At 66.4% G+C, this 18,917-nt stretch carries 19 protein-coding genes; 13 read left to right on the forward strand and 6 right to left on the reverse strand.

The annotated features are described in order from the left end of the window. Positions 1 to 13: 13 nt before the first annotated feature. Positions 14 to 2,998 (reverse strand): autotransporter domain-containing protein, encoded by a 2,985-nt coding sequence (locus tag CKW37_RS08875; protein ID WP_095155307.1) that lies wholly within the window; start codon positions 2,996 to 2,998, stop codon positions 14 to 16. A gap of 93 nt (positions 2,999 to 3,091) precedes the next feature. Then, positions 3,092 to 4,003 (reverse strand): LysR substrate-binding domain-containing protein, encoded by a 912-nt coding sequence (locus CKW37_RS08880; protein ID WP_095155308.1) that lies wholly within the window; start codon positions 4,001 to 4,003, stop codon positions 3,092 to 3,094. 135 nt (positions 4,004 to 4,138) lie between these two features. Between CKW37_RS08880 and CKW37_RS08885 the strand changes: the two genes are divergently transcribed. The 3 genes from CKW37_RS08885 to CKW37_RS08895 all read left to right on the forward strand — a co-directional run bounded on the left by CKW37_RS08885 (position 4,139) and on the right by CKW37_RS08895 (position 7,948). After that, on the forward strand, positions 4,139 to 5,437 hold the full coding sequence (locus CKW37_RS08885) for an FAD-binding oxidoreductase (protein WP_095155361.1): 1,299 nt from the start codon (positions 4,139 to 4,141) through the stop codon (positions 5,435 to 5,437). A 46-nt stretch (positions 5,438 to 5,483) separates the two neighbouring features. Then, positions 5,484 to 6,572: a polyamine ABC transporter substrate-binding protein gene (locus CKW37_RS08890; RefSeq protein WP_095155309.1), complete on the forward strand. Its 1,089-nt coding sequence runs from the start codon at positions 5,484 to 5,486 to the stop codon at positions 6,570 to 6,572. Positions 6,573 to 6,724: 152 nt separating this feature from the next. Continuing rightward, positions 6,725 to 7,948 carry a hypothetical protein gene (locus CKW37_RS08895; RefSeq protein ID WP_095155310.1) on the forward strand — a complete coding sequence of 408 codons (1,224 nt, stop codon included), beginning with the start codon at positions 6,725 to 6,727 and terminating at the stop codon, positions 7,946 to 7,948. Positions 7,949 to 7,972: 24 nt separating this feature from the next. Here CKW37_RS08895 and CKW37_RS08900 read toward each other — a convergent pair whose 3' ends face one another. Together CKW37_RS08900 and CKW37_RS08905 are read right to left on the reverse strand one after the other, a co-directional pair. Beyond that, on the reverse strand, positions 7,973 to 8,614 hold the full coding sequence (locus tag CKW37_RS08900) for a DUF1109 domain-containing protein (protein WP_095155311.1): 642 nt from the start codon (positions 8,612 to 8,614) through the stop codon (positions 7,973 to 7,975). After that, the gene (locus CKW37_RS08905; protein WP_095155312.1) at positions 8,601 to 9,188 is read right to left on the reverse strand and encodes a sigma-70 family RNA polymerase sigma factor; all 588 of its coding nucleotides are present in this window, start codon (positions 9,186 to 9,188) and stop codon (positions 8,601 to 8,603) included. Before CKW37_RS08905 ends, CKW37_RS08900 begins: the two co-directional genes overlap by 14 nt. A gap of 212 nt (positions 9,189 to 9,400) precedes the next feature. Here CKW37_RS08905 and CKW37_RS08910 point away from each other — a divergent pair, with 212 nt between their 5' ends. From CKW37_RS08910 to CKW37_RS08955, 10 genes are all read left to right on the forward strand, one after another. Continuing rightward, positions 9,401 to 9,688 (forward strand): DUF2282 domain-containing protein, encoded by a 288-nt coding sequence (locus CKW37_RS08910; protein WP_095155313.1) that lies wholly within the window; start codon positions 9,401 to 9,403, stop codon positions 9,686 to 9,688. Positions 9,689 to 9,704: 16 nt separating this feature from the next. Next, positions 9,705 to 10,538 carry a DUF692 domain-containing protein gene (locus CKW37_RS08915; protein WP_371864277.1) on the forward strand — a complete coding sequence of 278 codons (834 nt, stop codon included), beginning with the start codon at positions 9,705 to 9,707 and terminating at the stop codon, positions 10,536 to 10,538. Next, positions 10,535 to 11,290: a DNA-binding domain-containing protein gene (locus CKW37_RS08920; protein WP_095155315.1), complete on the forward strand. Its 756-nt coding sequence runs from the start codon at positions 10,535 to 10,537 to the stop codon at positions 11,288 to 11,290. Before CKW37_RS08915 ends, CKW37_RS08920 begins: the two co-directional genes overlap by 4 nt. 9 nt (positions 11,291 to 11,299) lie before the next feature. Next, positions 11,300 to 11,767, forward strand: coding sequence for a DoxX family protein (locus tag CKW37_RS08925; protein WP_095155316.1), 468 nt, complete (start codon positions 11,300 to 11,302; stop codon positions 11,765 to 11,767). 113 nt (positions 11,768 to 11,880) lie between these two features. Further along, complete coding sequence (locus CKW37_RS08930) at positions 11,881 to 12,303, forward strand: nuclear transport factor 2 family protein (RefSeq protein ID WP_095155317.1); 423 nt, start codon at positions 11,881 to 11,883, stop codon at positions 12,301 to 12,303. Next, a complete protein-coding gene (locus CKW37_RS08935; RefSeq protein ID WP_095155318.1) occupies positions 12,300 to 13,052 on the forward strand; it encodes an SDR family oxidoreductase in 753 nt (250 codons plus the stop codon). Before CKW37_RS08930 ends, CKW37_RS08935 begins: the two co-directional genes overlap by 4 nt. 5 nt (positions 13,053 to 13,057) lie before the next feature. After that, positions 13,058 to 14,305 (forward strand): NAD(P)/FAD-dependent oxidoreductase, encoded by a 1,248-nt coding sequence (locus CKW37_RS08940; RefSeq protein ID WP_095155319.1) that lies wholly within the window; start codon positions 13,058 to 13,060, stop codon positions 14,303 to 14,305. Beyond that, positions 14,302 to 15,114, forward strand: a complete 813-nt coding sequence (locus CKW37_RS08945; protein ID WP_095155320.1) for a DUF1365 domain-containing protein — start codon at positions 14,302 to 14,304, stop codon at positions 15,112 to 15,114. The genes CKW37_RS08940 and CKW37_RS08945 overlap by 4 nt, the downstream gene beginning before the upstream one ends. Continuing rightward, the gene (locus CKW37_RS08950; protein WP_095155321.1) at positions 15,089 to 16,348 is read left to right on the forward strand and encodes a cyclopropane-fatty-acyl-phospholipid synthase family protein; all 1,260 of its coding nucleotides are present in this window, start codon (positions 15,089 to 15,091) and stop codon (positions 16,346 to 16,348) included. Before CKW37_RS08945 ends, CKW37_RS08950 begins: the two co-directional genes overlap by 26 nt. 1 nt (position 16,349) lies before the next feature. After that, the gene (locus CKW37_RS08955) at positions 16,350 to 16,838 is read left to right on the forward strand and encodes a DUF2878 domain-containing protein (RefSeq protein ID WP_095155322.1); all 489 of its coding nucleotides are present in this window, start codon (positions 16,350 to 16,352) and stop codon (positions 16,836 to 16,838) included. Positions 16,839 to 16,843: 5 nt separating this feature from the next. Here CKW37_RS08955 and CKW37_RS08960 read toward each other — a convergent pair whose 3' ends face one another. Further along, positions 16,844 to 18,382 carry a cryptochrome/photolyase family protein gene (locus CKW37_RS08960; protein ID WP_095155323.1) on the reverse strand — a complete coding sequence of 513 codons (1,539 nt, stop codon included), beginning with the start codon at positions 18,380 to 18,382 and terminating at the stop codon, positions 16,844 to 16,846. Then, entirely contained in the window at positions 18,375 to 18,917 is a 543-nt protein-coding gene (locus CKW37_RS08965) for a DUF3833 domain-containing protein (RefSeq protein ID WP_095155324.1), read from the reverse strand. Before CKW37_RS08965 ends, CKW37_RS08960 begins: the two co-directional genes overlap by 8 nt.

Here is an 18,917-nt window from a genome sequence, read left to right on the forward strand (position 1 = left end):
CACGTTCGCCTGCTTAGAACTTCAGTTCCCACTGCCCCATCAGCGCATGATTGCGGCTGTTGCTGCCCAGTTCGCCGCTGTAGCCCAGGCCGACGGACTGCCGCGCGCTCACGCCCAACGTCAGGCCGGCTTCGACCACTAGGCTGTCGCGGTCCAGCGCGCTGCCTTCGACGCTGAACGCGTCGCCGCCGGCGAGGAAGGCCTGGCGGGTGCGGGTGTCGAGGCTGCCGTAGGTGTGGCGCCAGCCGAGGCTGGCCCGCGGGGTCAGGCTCATGCCGTTGTCGAGTTGGCCGAGGTGGGCGATGCGCACGCCGAAGGTGCTGGTGAGGTTGTCCTGGGTGTCGGCATCCACTGCCAGCGCGGCGTTGCCGCCCTTTTCGCGGTAGCCGTCGCGGTGGTAGCGCTGGTAGCCGAGGTTGGCGAACGGCTCGGCGTTGAAGCGTCCGCTGCCCAGGGCATAACCCAGTTCGGCGAAGGCTTGCTGGCTGTCGGCGTCGTAGTCGCCCTTGATCCGTTCGTTGAAACCGCTGAAGTCCAGGCTGCGCTTGCTGTCGCCGTCGTGGGCGCTGTAGGCGGCACCCAGGCGCAGGGCCAGCGGTCCGCTCTGACGCAAGGCGTAGACGCCGGCGTGCCAGCTATTGACCTTGCCGTCCAGGCCGGTGGCATCCAGGCGGGTGCGCGAGTAACCGCCCAGCACGCCGAGGCGCCAGTCACTGCCGACCGCCCAATCGAGGCCGAGCACCAGGCCGCCGGTGCGTTGTTCCAGGGCGCTGCCGCCGTGGCTGCCATCGACCTTGCCGTAGCTGCCGAGGGCTTGGGTCCACAGCCGGCCGCGGGCGCTCGGGTCATTGAGATCACGCACGCCCTGCGGCAGGCCGGTGGCCGCCAGCACCGGGGTGTCTTGCTCATCGAGGCCGACCAACAGGCCCGCCGTGCTGCCCATCGATTGCATCGCACCGAGCATGCTGCCGCCGACCTGCGCGCTGCCGGCCAGGGTCGCGCCGGCAAGGTTGGCGGTGCTGCTGGCGCTCAGTTGCTCGATGGCGTTGCCCGCGGTGGCGGTGGAGGTATTGAGCAGCGCGTTGTACAGCGCGCTGTCGCTGCCGAGGCTACCCAGTGCGCGGGCGGCGGCGCCGCTGTTGGCGTTCTGGGTGTACTGGGCGAACGACACGTCGTTGCGGGTGTAATCCAGGCCCACCGAGGTGCCGCTGTAGCTGAGGCTCGGGGTGAGGAAGGCGTAGTCGCTCTCGACCTTGCCGAAAGTGCCTTGCACCGCGCCGGCGTTGAGCACGGTGTAATGGCTCTTCCACGGGTAATCGCCCGCCGACGGCTGCACATGCAGGGTCGCGCCGTTGAGGCGGGCGGTGCCGCCAACGCTGATCGGCGCGCTGCTGCCATCGGCATTGACGCCATACACCAGGCTCGCGCCGCTGCCGAAGTTGAGGTCGCCCTTGACCGTGGCCACGCCCAGCCCCTTGTTGGTCTGCAGGCTGCCGTTGACCGTCAGGCCGCCGACCGAGCCGCCACCGGCATAGACGCCACCGGCATCCACCACCAGCGCGCCGAGGATGCTGCCCTGGTTGACCAGGGTCGCGCCCGCGGTGACGCTGCCGCCCTGGCTGAAATCGTTCTGGCTGCTGAGGGTCCAGCGACCGCCGCTGACCACCAGCTTCTCGAAGTTGGCGCTGTTGCCGAAGCTGCCACTACCGTCGAGGGTCAGGGTGTCGATCCCCGCCCCGCCGTCCACCAGGCCGTTGAAGACACCGCCGGTGGTGACGATCAGGTGGTCGTTGCCGCCGCCCATGCTCAGCGCCAAGCCGTTGCCGCCGCTGATGATGCCGCCGTTGGTCACGCTGTCGTCGTAGTCGCCGATCAGCTTGATGGCGAAGCCTCGCTCGCCTTCGATCCTGCCGTAGTTGCTGATCGTGGTCGCGGCGACGCCGGCGCCTTCCGCGCCGTCATCCACGAGGATGCCGTTGTCGACGCTGCGGATCACGCCCGTGGCGGTGTTGACGATACTGCCGCCGCCCATGGCGATGCCTTCGCTGCCGTTGGGCCGGCCGCCGCTGTCGACGCCCTTGGCGCCCAGGCCCTGGATCGTGCCTTCGTTGTAGATGTGGCCGATCAGGTCGATGTCGACGCCGTCACCGTCGCCGTTGATCTTGCCGTCGGCAATGGCGCCGGTGATGACCCCGCCGGCGTAGTTGAACACGGTGCCGGAACCGTCGGAGCCGAAGCCCGAGCCGTTGCGCCCGGTGACAGCGCCATAGTTGTACAGGGTGGCGTCGGTCTTCAGGTCGATGCCGTGGCGGTCGGCGCTGACGGTGCCGTAGTTGTAGACGGTGACGCCGGTGGATTCGCCGATCTTGATGCCGTCGTATTTCTGGTCCTTGCCATCCTTGTCCTGCGGCGCGGTGTCGGTGCGGATCAGGCCGTAGTTGGTAATCACCGCGTTGGAGCCGGTCTTGATCGCGTCGTTGCCCACCGAGTGGATCACGCCCGTGGCCTCGTTGGTCAGGGTGGTGGTGAACTTCGGGTTGTTCAGGGTTTCCAGGTCGATCGCCTGGCCATCCACGGTCGACTCGATGGTGCCGGCGTTGACGATCTTCAGGCTGCCGCCGGCAACCGGGTTGGTCTGGATCCGCAGGCCGTCGTTGGTACCCTGGATCAGCGCGCCGGCGCGGTTGTTGATGACGAAGTGGCTTTCGTCCTCGCCATCGCTCTTGGTGTCGATGCCGCGGGCGACGGTGGAGCGAATGATGCCGGCGTTGTCCACGCTGACCGTGGTGCCGCTGGTTTGCTTGGGCAGGATCACGCCGTCATCGCTGCCGGCGACGATGCTGCCCTGGGCGGTGACCTTGAGGGTATCGCCCTTCTTCAGTTCCAGCGTGTCGCGGGTGGCGCTGCTGATCAGGTAGTCCTTGGCAAAACCGGACGGGGCGAAAGAGGCACTGGCGAGTGCGACGCAGAGGGCAAGGCGATGCGGCGTGAAGAGCATGGTGAGCGACCGTTATCCTTATTGAAAGGCGCTCAATATGGCGGCGGGATATGACGGTTTGATTGATAGGCTCTATCGAACCGCGCCGGTCAGTTAACCGTCCCGCGAGCCGGTCTGCTCCAGTTGCTCCTCGAACCAGCGCAGCACCGCCTGGCACCCCGGGTGCGCCGCGCCGCTGTCGCGCAACCACAGCGCGTAGACGCCTTCGGTCTTGAGCGGCTCGCCGAACGGCAGGATCAGGTCGCCGCGGGCCAGTGCGTCGTGGGCGAGCATGCGGTCGGTCATCGCCACGCCGAGGCCACGGGCCGCCGCGTCGAGGGCCAGGTCATCGAGGTTGAATTGCAGGTGCTTGTAACTGCGCGGCTGATGATCCGCCTGCGCCTGCAACCACTGGGTCCATTCATGGCGCGCGGTCGAGCCGTGGATCAGCGCATGGCCGGCCAGCTCGTCGAGGGAGCGCGGCGGCAACTGACCGTCGCCCAGCACCGGCGCGCAGACCGGAATCAGGTATTCGTCGAACAACGGCGTCAGCGGCCGGCCATCGAGGCCTTCGCGCAGGTACAGCACGTAGGCGTCACAGTCGCCGCTGGTGTCCACCACTTCGCCGCTGACCGTCTCGATGGACAGGCACAGTTCCGGGTTGGCCGCGTAGAACGAACTCAGCCGCGGCAACAGCCAGCGCACCGCCAGCGAAACGAAGATGCGGATGCGGAACGGCCGCTCCGCCGACGGCGGCGCGAGCCGTTCGCCGAGGGCGCGCAGGTCCTTGAGGATCGCGCAGGACAACGCATACACCTCGCGCCCCGCTTCGGTCAGCGCGACCTTGCGGCTGGTGCGGTCGAACAGCGCCACCCGGTAATGCTCTTCCAGTTGCTGGATCTGCCGGCTGACCGCGCTCTGGGTCAGGTGCAACTGGCGGGCGGCCTCGGTAAAGCTGCTGCTGTCGGCGACGTGGACCAGCGCCTGCAGGGCCTGGAGCGACGGTGTACGAAAGAAGTTATCCATGCGTTTTGAGAATGCCTGAATGAATTTTTAACGTTAGAAGACCGCCGCCAACGCTCGTAAATTAAGGCTTGTCCAGCGCCTCGCGACATCACTTCCGATAAGCCAGGCGCATTGATTGTGGAGAGCCCGATGTCAATTGACAACCGCTGTGGATGGATCGCCCTGGCCGGCGAATCACCGCCCCGGCCGCGCCTCGAGCGCAACCTGCAGGCCGACTGGCTGATTATCGGCGGCGGGATCACCGGCTTGTCGGCGGCGCACAGCCTGGCGGCGCAATTCCCCGACCAGCGCATCGTTTTGCTGGACCGCCAGCGCGTGGCGCAAGGTGCTTCGGCGCGCAACTCGGGCTTTGCCGTCAGCCATGAATTGCCGGCAGCGAGCGAACTGCTCGGCACGCCCGGCTTCGCCGGTTATCAGGTCGCCTCGCGAATTGGCGTGGCGGCCGGCCAGGAACTGCGCCGGCGCATTCACGACCTGGGCATCGACTGCGAATTCGATGAAGGAGGCTATCACTTTGCGGTGCACCGGCCGGAGCACCTGCGCCACGCCGAAGCGGCCATCGAAACCCTCACCGCCGTCGGCGCCGACGCCCGCTACCTGGAAGGCGACACCTTGGGCACCCGCCTGGGAAGCGCGTTTTACGCCCGCGCCATTCATTGCGCCGGCGGCAATGCGCTGCTGCAGCCGGCCCGCTATGTGCGCGGCCTGGCCGACAGCCTGCCGCCAAACGTGGAAGTGTTCGAGAACAGCGCGGTGCTCGACCTCCAGCGCAATGGCGGCCACTGGCATGCACGCCTCGAGGCCGGCGAGGTCCGGGCGACCCGGGTGCTCGGCTGTGTCGGCGCGTTCCTGAACCGGGTCGGCGTGCACCGCAGCGGCACCTTCCCGCTCGAACTGAGCGCCAGCATCACCCGGCCGTTGACCGAGGCGCGCTGGCAGAGCCTGTTTGCCGAACGCACCTGGGGCGTGCTGTCGACCTTGCCGGGCGGCGCCACGGTGCGCCTGCTGCCGGGTCGGCGCCTGCTGATCCGCAACACGGTGGAATACCGTCAGGCCGACCTCGACCGCGCCGGCTTGCAACGCCGCCAGCACGAACACGTGCGGGGTTTGCAAAAACGCTTCCCCGGCCTCGACGCCAGGGACATCGAATACACCTGGACCGGCCACCTGAGCGGCACGCGCTCCGGCGAGCCGTACTTCGCCCGGGTCGACCAGGACTTTTACGCCGTGTCCGGCTGCAACGGCTCGGGCGTGGCCCGCGGAACGCTGTGGGGCCGCTTGCTCGCGGACCTGGCCATGGGCGCCAGTTCGCCGCTGCTCAGCGATGTCCTCGCTCAGGCCCATCCCGGCTACCTGCCGCCACGCCCTTTCTTCGACGTCGGCGCGATTGCGCGGATGGCCTGGGAAGTGCGCCGTGCCCGGCTGGAACGTTGACGAACCCGGCGCTCGCGCCCCTTGCAACAACAAAAGAGAGAGCAAGATGATCAAACGTACCTGCCTGCTCGCCGCCTCGGCGGCGCTGCTCAGCGTCGCGGCCCATGCCGCCGACAGCGTCAACATCGCCAACTGGAGCGGCTATGTCGCCGAGGACACCCTCACCGAGTTCACCCGGCGCACCGGCATCCAGACCACCTACGACCTGATCGACAGCAACGAAACCACCGAAGCCAAATTGATGACCGGCGGCAGCGGCTACGACCTGGTCAGCCCGTCCAACCACTTCCTGCCCCGGCTGATCAAGGCCGGCGCCATCCAGGAACTGGACCGCAGCAAGCTGCCCAACTGGAACAACCTCGATCCCAAGCTGATGAAGCTTTTGGAGAGCAGCGATCCGGGCAACCGCTATGCGATCCCGTACATGTGGGTCACCGTTGGCATCGGTTACAACGAGGACAAGATCAAAGCGATCTTCGGCAACACCGACGTCACCCAGTCCTGGCAACTGCTGTTCGACCCGGAAAACATCCGCAAGCTCAGTCAGTGCGGCGTGGCGTTCCTCGACAACCCGACGCAGATCCTGCCGATCACCCTGCGCACGCTGGGGCTCGACCCGCACAGCGAAAGCCCCGCCGACCTGAAAAAAGCCGAGGCTGCGCTGCTCGCGGTGCGTCCTTCGATCAGCTATTTCCATCAGTCCAAGTACGTCAGCGACCTGGCCAACGGCAATATCTGCGTGGCCATCGGCTTCAGCGGCGACGTGCTGCAGGCGATGAGCAGCGCGCAACATGCCAACAACGGCGTGCACCTGAACTACAGCATCCCCCGCGAAGGCTCGACCATCGCCGTGGACATGGTCGCCATCCCGAAAGCCGCGCCGCACCTGGACGCTGCCTACGCCTACCTGAACTACCTGCTCGACCCCAAGGTGATGGCCAGCATCAGCAACGCGGTGCAATACCCCAACGGCAACGCGGCCTCGCTGCCGTACCTCGACCCGGCGCTGCGCGACAACCCGGCCGCCTACCCGCCACAAGCGGTGCTCGACACCCTGTTCCCGATCCAGACCCTGACGCCCTCGGGCATGCGCCTGAGCACACGGTTGTGGACGCGGGTCACCAGCGGCAAGTGAGTCAGCCGGCGCGTTCAGCCGCCTGCGTGACGGCTGAACGCGCTCTTTATTACCCGCAACTGTAGGACCCTTCACATAATCGGCAATGAAACTTTACCGGCACCCGCCCTCTAAGCATGATCGACCGCCCGCACCCATGGAGGATCCTGCGCATGCTTGGCGCCCTGCTCGACAAAGTCTTCAACCGCCCCCTCACCCAGGACGGGTTCGCCCAAAAATTCATCAAGGCCGCGCGCGACGCCGGCTTCAGTGGCCCACTCACTTATGCGCCGGACGACTTCCGGATCGAACACAGCGAGGGCGCCTACTTCAATCTGCACAACGCCTTCCGTGATTATCAGAACGCTGAGCGCCCGCAGCGGGCTGCTGCGCTTAACGGCTACATAGCGACCTTACTCAGAGCCCGCGACACCGGGCCGCGTTCGTTCGAGGAGGTCAGGTCGTTGTTGCGCCCGGTCGTTCGCAACCTCGGCATGCTTGAAGAGGTCCGCCTGCACACCGTCCGTACCGAAGGACTGGATGCGCCGTACAGCGTGGCCCAATTGCCGGTGGGCAAGGACTGCGTGGCGCTGCTGGCGGTCGACTCTCCCGAAGCCACCTCCACCCTGACCAAAGGCCCCGAGGAACACTGGGGCGTGAACATGGAACAGGCCATGGCGATTGCCATGGACAACCTGCGCGCAACCACTGCGGATGCCTTCGACGAGGTCGTGCCGGGGCTGTATGTCGGGCGCTGGGGTGACGGCTACGACACCAGCCGGGTGCTGCTGCCGGACGTGTTGCAGCGGGCGCCCGTCAAGGGCCGGCCGGTGTTCATGATCCCCACCACGGATGTCTTGCTGGTGGCGGGCGACAAGGACGAGGAGGCGATCCTGCACATGGTCGAAGTCAGCCAGAAAACCATGGAAAACGGCCGCACGCTGTCCAGCCAGGTCTACACCTACGACGATCAGCGCATCGTGCCCTTCCCGCCCGGCAACGAAGCTCTGGAAATACGCCGTGCAAGCCTGGAGCGCGTGCTGCTGCAAGGTGCCTATCACATGCAGAAGGAGTTGCTGGACAAGATCCATGAAGCGCACCAGCAGGACCTGTTCGTCGCGACCTACCAGCTTTTTCGTCAGTCCGAAGACGACGTCCGGACCTTCTCGGCGTGCAGCTGGACAGAAACCGTGGACACCCTGCTGCCGCGCACCGACCGCGTCGCGCTGGTGCAATTGCGCGACGACGGCACTGCCGACACCCGGGTGGTGGAATGGAATGATCTGGAAACCCACCTGAGCGAGTGGCTGCAACCGACGGGCACCTACCCGCCGCGCTACCGAACCCTTGGGTTTGCAACGCCGGAGCAGTTGAGCCGGTTGACGCCGCTCACCTGACTTGCCCTCGCCATGCTGCGCGGGTCACCAGCGCAGCAAGCGCGGCCCGAGCAGCGCGCCCAGCACCGTCGGCAACAACATCCCCAACAGATACCAGAGCCCCCAGAACGGCACGCCCATTTCCGGGCAATGCAGGCAATAGACCAGCGTTGCCGTGGCGCCGGCCAGCAGGCCGCCGGCGGCACCCGCCTGGCGCAGGCGGGTCGGCGCCAGACCGCGCAGGGCCCAGAACACCGCGATGAAACTGGGTGCCGAGAGCAAGGCGATATTCAGCGGGCAGGTGCGCCAGGTGCGACCGAAGATCAGGTCGGCGCGGGCCTCGACCGGGGCACCGGCCAGGCTGATCGCAGCCCCCGCCCAGACCAGCACCAGTGGCAGGCCAAGCAACGCCCAGAGCGCGCCACCCTTGACGCCCGGGCGGGCCAGCCGCTGGGTCAAGCCGATGCCGAGCAGTGCCAGACTGCCGGGCAAGGCAACCTTGGCCCAGAACAGCGGCGTGCGCGCGACCTCGGCCAGGTCGCCGCGCACGCCGTAAATGGCGATGGTCAGCAGCAGCGCGCAAACCACACCGCCAAGCAGCGCAAGTCCCAGACGCCTCGCCAGCGCATGGCGGTCCACCGGTCCTTCAGCGGCGGCCAACAGGGCAATCAGTTCATCGGTCTTCATCGTCGCCTTTACCTCGAATCAGCTTGGCGAGAGCCTTGAGCCCTCGGTGTATGCCCACCTTGACCGCGGGACCGGAAAGCCCGGTCAGACGCGCGGTTTCCTCGACCGACAGGCCCTCCAGCTTGACGTGGACGATGGGCAGGCGCTGACGGTCCGGCAGTTGTCCGAGCAACTTGCCCAGGTCGCGACTGGCCTCGGCCGGCGCCTCATCGCTGGCGGCGAACAGGTCGCTGTCGTCGTCCAGCACGTCGTGCAGCGAATCACGCCGCGCGTGACCGCGAAAGTGATCGGCCAGCTTATAGCGGGCGATCGCTTGGACCCAGACGGTCAGCGGCTGTTGCGCCTGGTAGGTGTGGCGGGCGTTGTGTACCGCCAGCAGCACCTCCTGCAACAGGTCTTCGACCTCCGTCGGGCGCTGCGCCAGGCGCCGCCGCAAAAAGCCGCGCACATGCACCGCCAGTGCCGCGAGGAATTCGCGATAGGCCACGGCATCGCCCGCCAGCCCGTTCAGCAGCAGCGTCTGCAGCTGGGACTCGCGCTCGTCCAGCTCGTCCTGTGAGTTAGTTCGTTGCATTGGCCGCCAGGGTTACACCAGTGGGTTTCTTTTTTCATCGAAGCATCGCCGTCACCTGCGACGCAAGCGCGAGAAACAATTTCATCACTCCAGGGGCCACCGGAGAATGCTCAAAAATATTTTCAGGGTGCTGTAACCCGATCGGCCAGCGCGGCGAATTACTCCATGAGCCGCCGGTAGATCACCACGGCACATCCCCTGGAGAAAGCACCATGAACAACTTCACTCGCCTCACCGCCGCCCTCGCCCTCGCTTCGCTGGCAGGTGCCGCCATGGCCGATGACACCACCAGCAAAGCCGCCAGCGGCGCCGCCATGGAGAAGTGCTACGGCGTCGCGATGGCCGGCAAGAACGATTGCAAGGCCGGTGCCGGCACCACCTGCGCCGGCAGTTCGAAAAAAGACTACGACGGCATGAGCTGGAAAAACGTCCCGGCCGGCACCTGCACCTCGATCAAGACGCCCACCGGCATGGGCTCGCTGACACCGACTCAGCACTAAGCGCAGGCCACCGACCATGAACGGGATCAACGCAATGGGCGCCGGACTCGGGCTCAAGGCCGAACACTACGCGCAAGCCCTGGCGTGCGAGGCTGAGGACCTGTGGTTCGAGGTCCATCCGGAAAACTACATGGTCGGTGGCCCACGCCTGGCGTGGCTGGAGCGGATCGCCGAACGGCATAAGCTCTCGCTGCACGGTGTTGCGCTGTCACTGGCAGCCGACGCCGAACCGGATGCGGCGCACCTGCGCCGCCTGCGGGCGTTGATCGACAGGGTCAGGCCGGCGCTGGTGTCGGAGCACCTGGCCTGGTCGACCTGGCGCGGCCAGTACCACCCAGACCTGCTGCCGTTTCCACGCAGCGACGAAGCACTGCAACGCATCACCGACAATATTCTGCGCACCCAGGACGCCCTGGGACGCTGCATCGCCATTGAAAACCCCAGCCATTACCTGCGCCTCGACGGCCACGACCGGGACGAAATCGACTTTCTCGGCGAACTGGTGCGGCGCACCGACTGCTCCTTGCTGCTGGACGTCAACAACGTCCACGTCAGCGCACACAACCTCGGTTTCAGCGCGGCCGACTACCTCGCACGCTTTCCCGCCCAGGCCATCAGCGAATTGCACCTGGCCGGGCACAGCGAGGACGACCAGGGCGCCCTGTTGATCGACTCCCATGACGCCGCCATCGCCGAGCCGGTCTGGGCCCTGTACCGGCAACTGATCCAGCGCATCGGGCCGCGCCCCACGCTGATCGAACGCGACGGCAATATCCCCGCGTTCAGCGAGCTGCTCGGCGAACGCGATATCGCCCAGGCCATCCTCGACCAGAACGGAGCCACACCATGAACCTGACCCTCGGCCAGTTCCAGGATGCCTTCGTCGCCTCGCTCTATGGCAACCCCGCAGGGGAGTTGGCGGCACTCACCGAACAACCGGCCTTCGCGGTGTACCGCAATACCGTGCTGGCCGGCGCCGTCGACGCGCTGTGCGCCAACTTCCCCAGTGTCGAGCGGCTGGTCGGCTACGACTGGATGCACGGCGCCGCAGCCGCCTATGCGCAACTCTCGCCGCCGGGCGATCCACGGCTGATCCGGTATGGTGCCGGCTTCCCGGACTTTCTCGATGAGCAGACCGGCGCTCAAGGTACGCCCTGGCTGGCGGACGTTGCGCGCCTGGACTTCGACTGGGCGGGAGCCTTCAGCGCGCCCGTCGACCCCAGCCTCGACCTCACCGAACTGGCCGGCATGAGCGTCGCCGACCTTGCCCGCTGCCACCTGCGCCCCCGCCGCGGCGTGCGCTGGCGCTGGTTCCCGCTGCACCCGGTATTCAGCCTCTGGCGCCACAACAGAGAGGGCCTCGACTGGCCGCCCGCACAACCGTGGATCGCCGAAGGCGCGTTGCTGACGGGCGACGCCGACGGCGTAAGTCACCACCCGCTGGACGCCGGCGGCTGCGCCTTTCTCGATGCCTGCGCTGTCGGCCATGCCCTCGAACAGGCCGCATTGCTCGCGGAAAAAACCCAACCCGACCTGGACTTCAACGACCTGCTTGGCCGGCTGCTCCAGGCCAGGGTCTTCCTGCCCCTCTCACTCGCCTGAGGTTTCACCATGGATATCACCCACCCCACCGCCACCAACCGCTCGCTGCGCCAGCGCTGGAACCGCATCGCCGACCACCTGCAGCACCTGCTGGGCGATAGCGTGTTGTGCCTGGTGGCGCGATTGGGCATCGCCTCGATCTTCTTCCTCTCCGGCCGAACCAAGGTCGAAGGGTTCCTGAGCATCACCCCCAGCACCTACGAACTGTTCCAGAGCGACTACGCCCTGCCGCTGGTCTCGCCGTGGCTGGCGGCGCATCTGGCGACCTACGCGGAACACCTGTTCCCGCTGCTGCTGGTACTTGGCCTGTTCACCCGTCTGTCGGCATTGGCGCTGCTGGGCATGACTCTGGTGATCGAAATTTTCGTGTACCCCGATGCCTGGCCGGTGCATTTGTCCTGGGCGGGGTTGCTCCTGCTGCTGGTCGCCCGCGGCGCGGGAGCAGTTTCGCTGGACCGGTTGTTGCGCGTGCGCTGAGCAGCGCGCGAGAAAAATTGTACAGGGAGTTTGACTTGTACAGTTTTAGTCATACTCTCTAGGCATACCTGTACAAGATTTGTATTTTGTACAAGATTGCCTCGGAGATGTGAATGTCCAGCTACCTGCAATCCTTTGCCAACCGCTTTGCCACGCTGGATGCGGGCAGCCTCTCGCGGCTGGATGAGTTGTACAGCGACACCATCGTGTTTCGCGATCCCCTGCGCGAAATCAACGGCCTGCCAGCACTGCGGGCCTACTTCGACCAGCTCTACGCCAATGCGCAGGACATCCGCTACGACTTCCACGACCTGGACGAAGTCGGCCCCGGCCGCGGCTACCTGCGCTGGACCCTGCACTTTCGCCATCCGCGCCTGGAGGGCGGCAAGCTGATCAGCCTGGACGGTTGCAGCCACCTGCGCTGGACCGACCGGGTTCACTTTCACCGCGACTACTTCGATGCCGGCGCCCTGCTCTACGAACACCTTCCAGTGATGGGCAGCCTGATCGGCTGGCTCAAGGGCCGGCTGGCATGAGCCGCTGCTGGCTGACCGGTGCCAGCAGCGGCATCGGCGCCGCGTTGGCGCTGCGCCTGCTGGAGCAAGGCCATCAGGTGGCGCTCGGCGGTCGCAATGCCGAGACGCTGGAGCCGCTGGCCCTGCGCTTCCCCGGCCAGGTGCTGCTGGCCACCGGCGATGTCAGCGACCCGCAGCAGGTCGCGGCCATCGTCACCGAGATCGAACAGGCCTGGGGCGCACTCGACCAGGTGATTCTCAACGCCGGCACCTGCGAGTACCTCGAACCCGGCCATTTCGATGCTGCCCTGGTGGAACGGGTACTGCACACCAACCTGCTGGGCGTCAGCCATTGCCTGCAGGCCGCGCTGCCGCTGCTGCGACGCGGGCAACAGCCGCATCTGGTGGTGACCGGCAGCTCGGTGACCTGGCTGGCCTTGCCGCGGGCTGGCGCGTATGGCGCGTCCAAGGCAGCGCTGCGCTACCTGATCGAGTCGCTGCGCATCGAGCTGATCGCCGAAGGCATCGACGTCACCCTGGTCAATCCGGGCTTTGTCGACACCCCGCTGACCCAGCGCAACGACTTCCCCATGCCACAGATCTGGAGCGCCGAGCGTGCCGCGCGGCATATCGCCGAACGCTTGCCGCGGCGCCCGCTGGAAATCAATTTCCCGACCCTTTTCACCCTGGTGCTGCGTCTGCTCGGCGCACTGCCGGCCCGCTGGCGCCTGAAGCTGGGCCAGCGCCTGGCGCGCAACGAACAGGACTAGAACCCATGCGTATCGCCATCATCGGCAGCGGCATCGCCGGCCTGACCTGTGCCCACTTGCTGTCCCGGCGCCACGAAATCACGGTGTTCGAGGCCGCCGACTGGATCGGCGGCCACACCCACACCGTCGATGTGCAGTGGCAAGGCCAGCACTACGCGGTGGACACCGGTTTTATCGTGTTCAACGACTGGACCTACCCCAATTTCATTCGCCTGCTCGATCACCTCGGCGTGGCTTCGCGGCCGACCGAGATGAGCTTCTCGGTGCACGATCCGCAAACCGGCCTCGAATACAACGGCCACGACCTCGACAGCCTGTTCGCCCAGCGGAGCAACCTGCTGTCGCCGGGTTTCTGGGGCATGCTGCGCGACATCCTGCGCTTCAACCGCCAGGTGCTGGCCGACCTCGACAGCGGACGGATCGACGCCGCCACCACCCTCGGCGACTACCTGCGGGCGCAGCGCTACGGCCAGCGCTTCATCGACCACTATGTCGTGCCCATGGGCTCGGCGATCTGGTCGATGTCGCGCGCCGACATGCTCGGTTTCCCTCTGCAATTCTTCGTGCGCTTCTGCCGCAACCACGGCCTGCTGTCGGTGAGCCAGCGCCCGCAGTGGCGGGTGATCGAGGGCGGCTCGCGCGGCTATATCGAGCCGCTGTGCCGGAGGTTCGCCGAGCGTATCCGGCTGAACTGCGCGGTAACCCGGGTCAGCCGCGACAAAGGCGGCGTGACCCTCACCAGCAGCAACGGACCCGAGCGTTTCGACAGCGTGGTGTTCGCCTGCCACAGCGACCAGGCGCTGGCGCTACTCGACGCGCCCAGTGGCGCCGAACGCGAAGTGCTCGGCGCCTTGCGCTACGCCAGCAACGAGGTCGTCCTGCACACCGATACGCGCCTGCTGCCACGGCGGCGCAAGGCCTGGGCCAGTTGGAATTATCGCCTCGGCGGCACGCAGCAGGCACCGGCCGCGCTGACCTACGACATGAACATCCTGCAGGGCATCGAGGCGCCGGTGACCTTCTGCGTGAGCCTCAACCAGACCGCGCAAATAGACCCGGCGCAGATACTCGCGCGCTTCGACTACGCCCACCCGCAATACAGCCTCGCGGCCGTGGCGGCGCAAGCGCGTCACGCCGAATTACAGGGCCAGCAACACAGTTTTTACTGCGGCGCCTACTGGGCCAACGGCTTCCATGAGGACGGCGTGACCAGCGCACTGCGGGTCGCCGAACACTTCGGAGAACACCTGTGAACAGCTGCCTGTGTCACGGCTGGGTCAGCCATCGCCGCCTGACGCCGCGGGTGCATGCGTTTCGCTACCGGGTCGGCATGCTCTACGTCGATCTGGACGAACAACCGCAACTGCTCGGCCTGTCACGCTGGCTCGGCACCTCGCTGCTGGCGCCGTTGAGCTGGCGCGAGCGCGACTTCCTGCCCGCCCTGACCCGGCAAGGCCAGTCGCTGGCCGATGCTGCGCGCACCCTGGTCGGCCAGGCCACCGGCGAAACGCCCGAAGGCGCCGTGCACCTGCTGACCCAGCCGCGCAGTTGGGGGTTGTCGTTCAACCCGGTGAGTTTCTATTTCTGCCATGACCGCGACGGGCGCCTGGCGGCGATCCTGCTCGAAGTACGCAACACGCCGTGGCGCGAGCGCTTCCACTACGTGCTGCCGGTGCAGGCCGGGCGACCCCGGCAGTTCGCGGTGGCCAAGGCCTTTCATGTCTCGCCGTTCATGCCGCTGGACATGGATTACCGCCTGCGCTTTTTCCTCGATGCGCAGCACATTCGCATCCACATGGAAAACTGGCGCGAGGGTCACAAGGTGTTCCAGGCCGACCTCGCCCTCAGCCGCCAGGCACTCACGGCCACATCCCTGCGCCGCCATATCCTGGCGTTTCCGTGGATGAGCCTGCGCACGGTGACCTCGATCTACTGGCAGGCCCTGCGCCTGCTGTTCAAACGCACCCCACTGCATGACCACCACGCCAGCCAGGACAGCCTGGGACTTGGCCGACACACCCGCGAGGAGTCCGAGCATGTCCATTCCCACCCTGACCGTTAGCAAGTCCACCGGGTTGAGCCCGCTGCTCGGCAGCCTGGCCAGAACCGCGGTGCTCGCGCAACTGCGGCGCTTGCGCCAGGGTCACTTGCGCCTGACCTGCAATGACCGCCAATGGACGTTCGGCGATGCCGACAGTCCATTGCAGGCCGAGGTCGAAATCACCGACGAGGCAGCCTGGAGCCTGGTCGCCAGCAACGGTTCGATCGGCGCCGGCGAGGCGTACATTCACGGCTACTGGCGCAGCCCTGACCTGGCGGCGCTGACCCGCCTGTTCGTCGCCAACCTGGAGGTCCTCGACGCCCTCGAAAGCGGTCTGGCGCGCCTCGGTCGCCCGGCGCTGCGCCTGCTGCACCGGCTCAACCGCAATAGCCGCAGCGGTTCGCGGCGCAATATCCTCGCCCATTACGACCTCGGCAATGCGCTGTTCGAACGCCTGCTCGACCCGACCATGATGTACTCGGCGGCGCAGTTCGAAAGCCCCGAACAAAGCCTTGAACAGGCGCAGTTGAACAAGCTCGACGGCATCTGCCGCAAGCTCGACCTGCAGGCCGATGAGCACCTGCTGGAAATCGGCACCGGCTGGGGCAGCCTGGCCATTCACGCGGCCACGCACTATGGCTGCCGGGTCACCACCACCACGCTCTCCGACGCCCAATACCAACACACGCAGGACCGCGTGCGAGCGCTGGGCCTGGAGCAACGCATCACGGTGCTGCGCGAGGACTACCGCGACTTGCGCGGAAGCTTCGACAAGCTGGTGTCGATCGAGATGATCGAGGCAGTCGGCCATCGCTACCTGCCCGCCTATTTCCGCCAATGCGCCGCGCGCCTGAAGGAAAACGGCCTGATGCTGCTGCAGGTGATCACCATCCGCGACCAGCGCTACGCCCAGGCGCGGCGCTCGGTGGATTTCATCCAGCGCTACATCTTTCCCGGCGGCGCCCTGCCCTCGCTGAGCGTGCTGCTGGACACCGCGAGCCGACAGACCGCGCTGAACCTGATCCACATGGAAGACTTCGGCCAGGACTACGCACGTACCCTGCGGCACTGGCGCGACAACCTGAACCAGTCCCGGTCTGCGCTGCTGGAGCTGGGGTATGACGAAACCTTCCAGCGCCTGTGGGAGTTCTACCTGTGCTACTGCCAGGGCGGTTTCGAAGAGCGGGCAATTGGCGTCGCCCAGTTGCTGTGGGCCGGTCCGACTGCGCGGCGAGCGCCGCTGCCGGGCGCCTGAGGTGTCCCGCGCCTGGCTGCTCGGCAATGCCCTGTGGTTGCAGGCGGGTTGGTGGGGCTGCGTGCTCGGCGCGCAGCGGCCCTGGTTGTTGTTGCCAGTACTGATCGGCCTGTTGATTCATGTGCGCTATTGCGACAACCCTAAAGCCGAGTTGGTGGCGTTGCTGCGGGTCGGCCTGGCGGGTTGCCTGCTGGACAGCGGACTGGGGGCGGCTGGCGTTTTCGCCTTCGACCAGACACCGCTACCACTGTGGCTGGCGCTGCTCTGGCTGGTGCTGGCCAGCGGCATGCGCCACAGCCTGGCGTGGGCCGCACGTCCGCTCTGGTGGGGTGCCTTGTTGGGGATGTTTGGCGCGCCGTTGGCTTATCTCGCCGGCGCCCGTCTTGCCGGTATCGAACTGCCGCTGGGCAATCTCAACACCGCGCTGCTGCTGGCGCCGTTATGGGCGCTCTGGCTGCCACTGTGCTTACGTCTCTCCGCATGGCGCTGAGCGCGTCATAGCGCATCCCCGGCATCCAGCCGCGCCAGCAGCGACTCGCCGCGCAGCCACAAGGCGTCACGACGGGCGCTGTCCATCGCGTCCAGGCCCCGATAGATCATGCTCAGGCGCGGGTTATCGGCCAGCGGCTGGCGGTGACGCATAAGGAAATGCCAATACAGGGCGTTGAACGGACAAGCGTCCTCCTCCACCGCCCGCTCGACCCGGTAGCGACAGGCACCACAGTGGTCGGACATGCGCTGGATATAGCGCCCGCTGGCGCAGTAGGGCTTGGACCCGAGGTAGCCGCCGTCGGCATGCATGACCATGCCCAGGGTGTTGGGCAGTTCGACCCAATCGAAGGCGTCCAGATAGACCGCCAGATACCACTCGCAGATCGCCGACGGCACGATGCCGGCCAGCAACGCGAAGTTGCCGGTGACCATCAGCCGCTGAATATGGTGGGCGTAGCCCAGCTCCAGGGTCTGGCCGATCACTTGCGACATGCAGCGCATGCCGGTCTGTCCGGTCCAGTAGAACTCGGGCAGGGCCCGCTGGTTATCGAAGGTATTGAGCTGCGCGTACTCGGGCATGCGCAGCCAGTAGATGCCGTGCACGTACTCGCGCCAGCCGATCAATTGGCGGATGAAACCCTCGGCCGCATTGAGCGGCACCCGCCCCTGGCGATAGGCGCTGTCGACGTCGGCGCACAGTTGGCGGACGTCCAGCAAACCGATGTTCAGCGCCGCGCTGATGCGCGCATGGAACAGAAATGGCTCGCCCTCGGCCATGGCGTCCTGGAAGTCGCCGAAGGCCGCCAGACCGAAGTCGAGAAAATGCTGCCACAGGGCCTGGGCCTGATCGTGGGTCACGGGGTAGTCGAAGGCTTCGACGCTGCCGTAGTGGTCACCGAAGCGCTCGCCCACCAGGGCGATGACCTCCTGGGTGATCGCGTCACGCTCGAAATGCGCCGGAAACGGTCCGCGCAGCCCACGGGGCAACGCCTTGCGGTTGTCGCTGTCGTAGTTCCAGGCGCCACCGGCCGGGCTGCTGTCGGGCTCGACCAGCAGGCCGCTGCGTTTGCGCATGCCGCGGTAGAAGTGCTCCATGCGCAACTGCGACTGACCCGCCGCCCAGCGGCCGAACGCCTGACGCGAACAGAGAAAACGCCGGTCCGCATGCCACACCAGCGGCAATCCGCTTTCGCGCAGGGCCTGCTCCAACCGCCATTCGCCGCACTCGGTCAGGTGCACTTCGTCCGCGCCGAACACCTCACGCCAGCGGCACAGTTCGCCAGCGATGCTGCCGCTGTTGTCAGGGGCGTCCAGGCGCACGTACTGCACCCGCCAGCCTTGCTCACGCAGGGCGTCGGCGAAATGGCGCATGGCACTGAAGATCAGCACGATCTTCTGCGGGTGGTGCGGCACGTAGCGTGCTTCACCCTCCACCTCGGCCATCAGCAGCACGTCGCGGGCGGGGTCGAGGGCGCGCAGCGACGCCAGGTCGAACGACAGTTGGTCACCCAGCACCAGGCCGAGCCGGGCAGCTTCAGTCACCCGCGTTCGCCTCCGGCAGGCGACGGAAGAACAGCGTCACCTGCCCCACTTCCACGCCAAATTTGCGCATGCTGGTGCGGTTGATCAGGGTGTCTTCGTCCATCAGGTACATCCAGTCGTCCATATCCAGCTCCCAGTGGCGACCATCGACCGGAACGTCCAAACGATAGCGCCAGTGCAGCGCGTTGCCGGCCACTTCGCCAACGGCCTCGCCGATCACATCGCCGGCCCGCCCGCGCCAGCGACCCTGGCCGTCCGGCGTCAGCGTCCAGGTACGTTGCTGGCGCGTGCCGTCGCTATAGACGAAACGTTCATCGAGGATCAGCCGTTCGCCTTCGCGGCGACTGTCGACGCGCACATGAAAACGCTTGGTCACTTCCCCGGAGCGATTCTGCACCATGCCCCAGGCCTGGACCGGGCGGGAAAAGAACGCCACCAGGTTCAGGCCGGGTTGTTCCTTGGCATAGGTCTGCACATCGACGTTGCCGCAACTGCCCAGCAGCAGGCAGCCAAGCAGGATCAGGATTCTGCGCAT

Origin of the sequence: Pseudomonas sp. Irchel 3E13 (assembly GCF_900187455.1) — a bacterium.
In the GTDB taxonomy this organism is placed as follows: Bacteria; Pseudomonadota; Gammaproteobacteria; order Pseudomonadales; family Pseudomonadaceae; genus Aquipseudomonas.

Excerpts from the sequence above, each read along its gene's own strand:
- CKW37_RS08940 (WP_095155319.1), top strand. The coding sequence starts at position 13,058 with ATGCGTATCGCCATCATCGGCAGCGGCATCGCCGGCCTGACCTGTGCC.
- CKW37_RS08930 (WP_095155317.1), top strand. The coding sequence starts at position 11,881 with ATGTCCAGCTACCTGCAATCCTTTGCCAACCGCTTTGCCACGCTGGAT.
- CKW37_RS08880 (WP_095155308.1), bottom strand. The coding sequence starts at position 4,003 with ATGGATAACTTCTTTCGTACACCGTCGCTCCAGGCCCTGCAGGCGCTG.
- CKW37_RS08965 (WP_095155324.1), bottom strand. The coding sequence starts at position 18,917 with ATGCGCAGAATCCTGATCCTGCTTGGCTGCCTGCTGCTGGGCAGTTGC.
- CKW37_RS08890 (WP_095155309.1), top strand. The coding sequence starts at position 5,484 with ATGATCAAACGTACCTGCCTGCTCGCCGCCTCGGCGGCGCTGCTCAGC.
- CKW37_RS08895 (WP_095155310.1), top strand. The coding sequence starts at position 6,725 with ATGCTTGGCGCCCTGCTCGACAAAGTCTTCAACCGCCCCCTCACCCAG.
- CKW37_RS08935 (WP_095155318.1), top strand. The coding sequence starts at position 12,300 with ATGAGCCGCTGCTGGCTGACCGGTGCCAGCAGCGGCATCGGCGCCGCG.
- CKW37_RS08910 (WP_095155313.1), top strand. The coding sequence starts at position 9,401 with ATGAACAACTTCACTCGCCTCACCGCCGCCCTCGCCCTCGCTTCGCTG.
- CKW37_RS08925 (WP_095155316.1), top strand. The coding sequence starts at position 11,300 with ATGGATATCACCCACCCCACCGCCACCAACCGCTCGCTGCGCCAGCGC.
- CKW37_RS08920 (WP_095155315.1), top strand. The coding sequence starts at position 10,535 with ATGAACCTGACCCTCGGCCAGTTCCAGGATGCCTTCGTCGCCTCGCTC.
- CKW37_RS08900 (WP_095155311.1), bottom strand. The coding sequence starts at position 8,614 with ATGAAGACCGATGAACTGATTGCCCTGTTGGCCGCCGCTGAAGGACCG.
- CKW37_RS08950 (WP_095155321.1), top strand. The coding sequence starts at position 15,089 with ATGTCCATTCCCACCCTGACCGTTAGCAAGTCCACCGGGTTGAGCCCG.
- CKW37_RS08915 (WP_371864277.1), top strand. The coding sequence starts at position 9,705 with ATGAACGGGATCAACGCAATGGGCGCCGGACTCGGGCTCAAGGCCGAA.
- CKW37_RS08875 (WP_095155307.1), bottom strand. The coding sequence starts at position 2,998 with ATGCTCTTCACGCCGCATCGCCTTGCCCTCTGCGTCGCACTCGCCAGT.
- CKW37_RS08905 (WP_095155312.1), bottom strand. The coding sequence starts at position 9,188 with ATGCAACGAACTAACTCACAGGACGAGCTGGACGAGCGCGAGTCCCAG.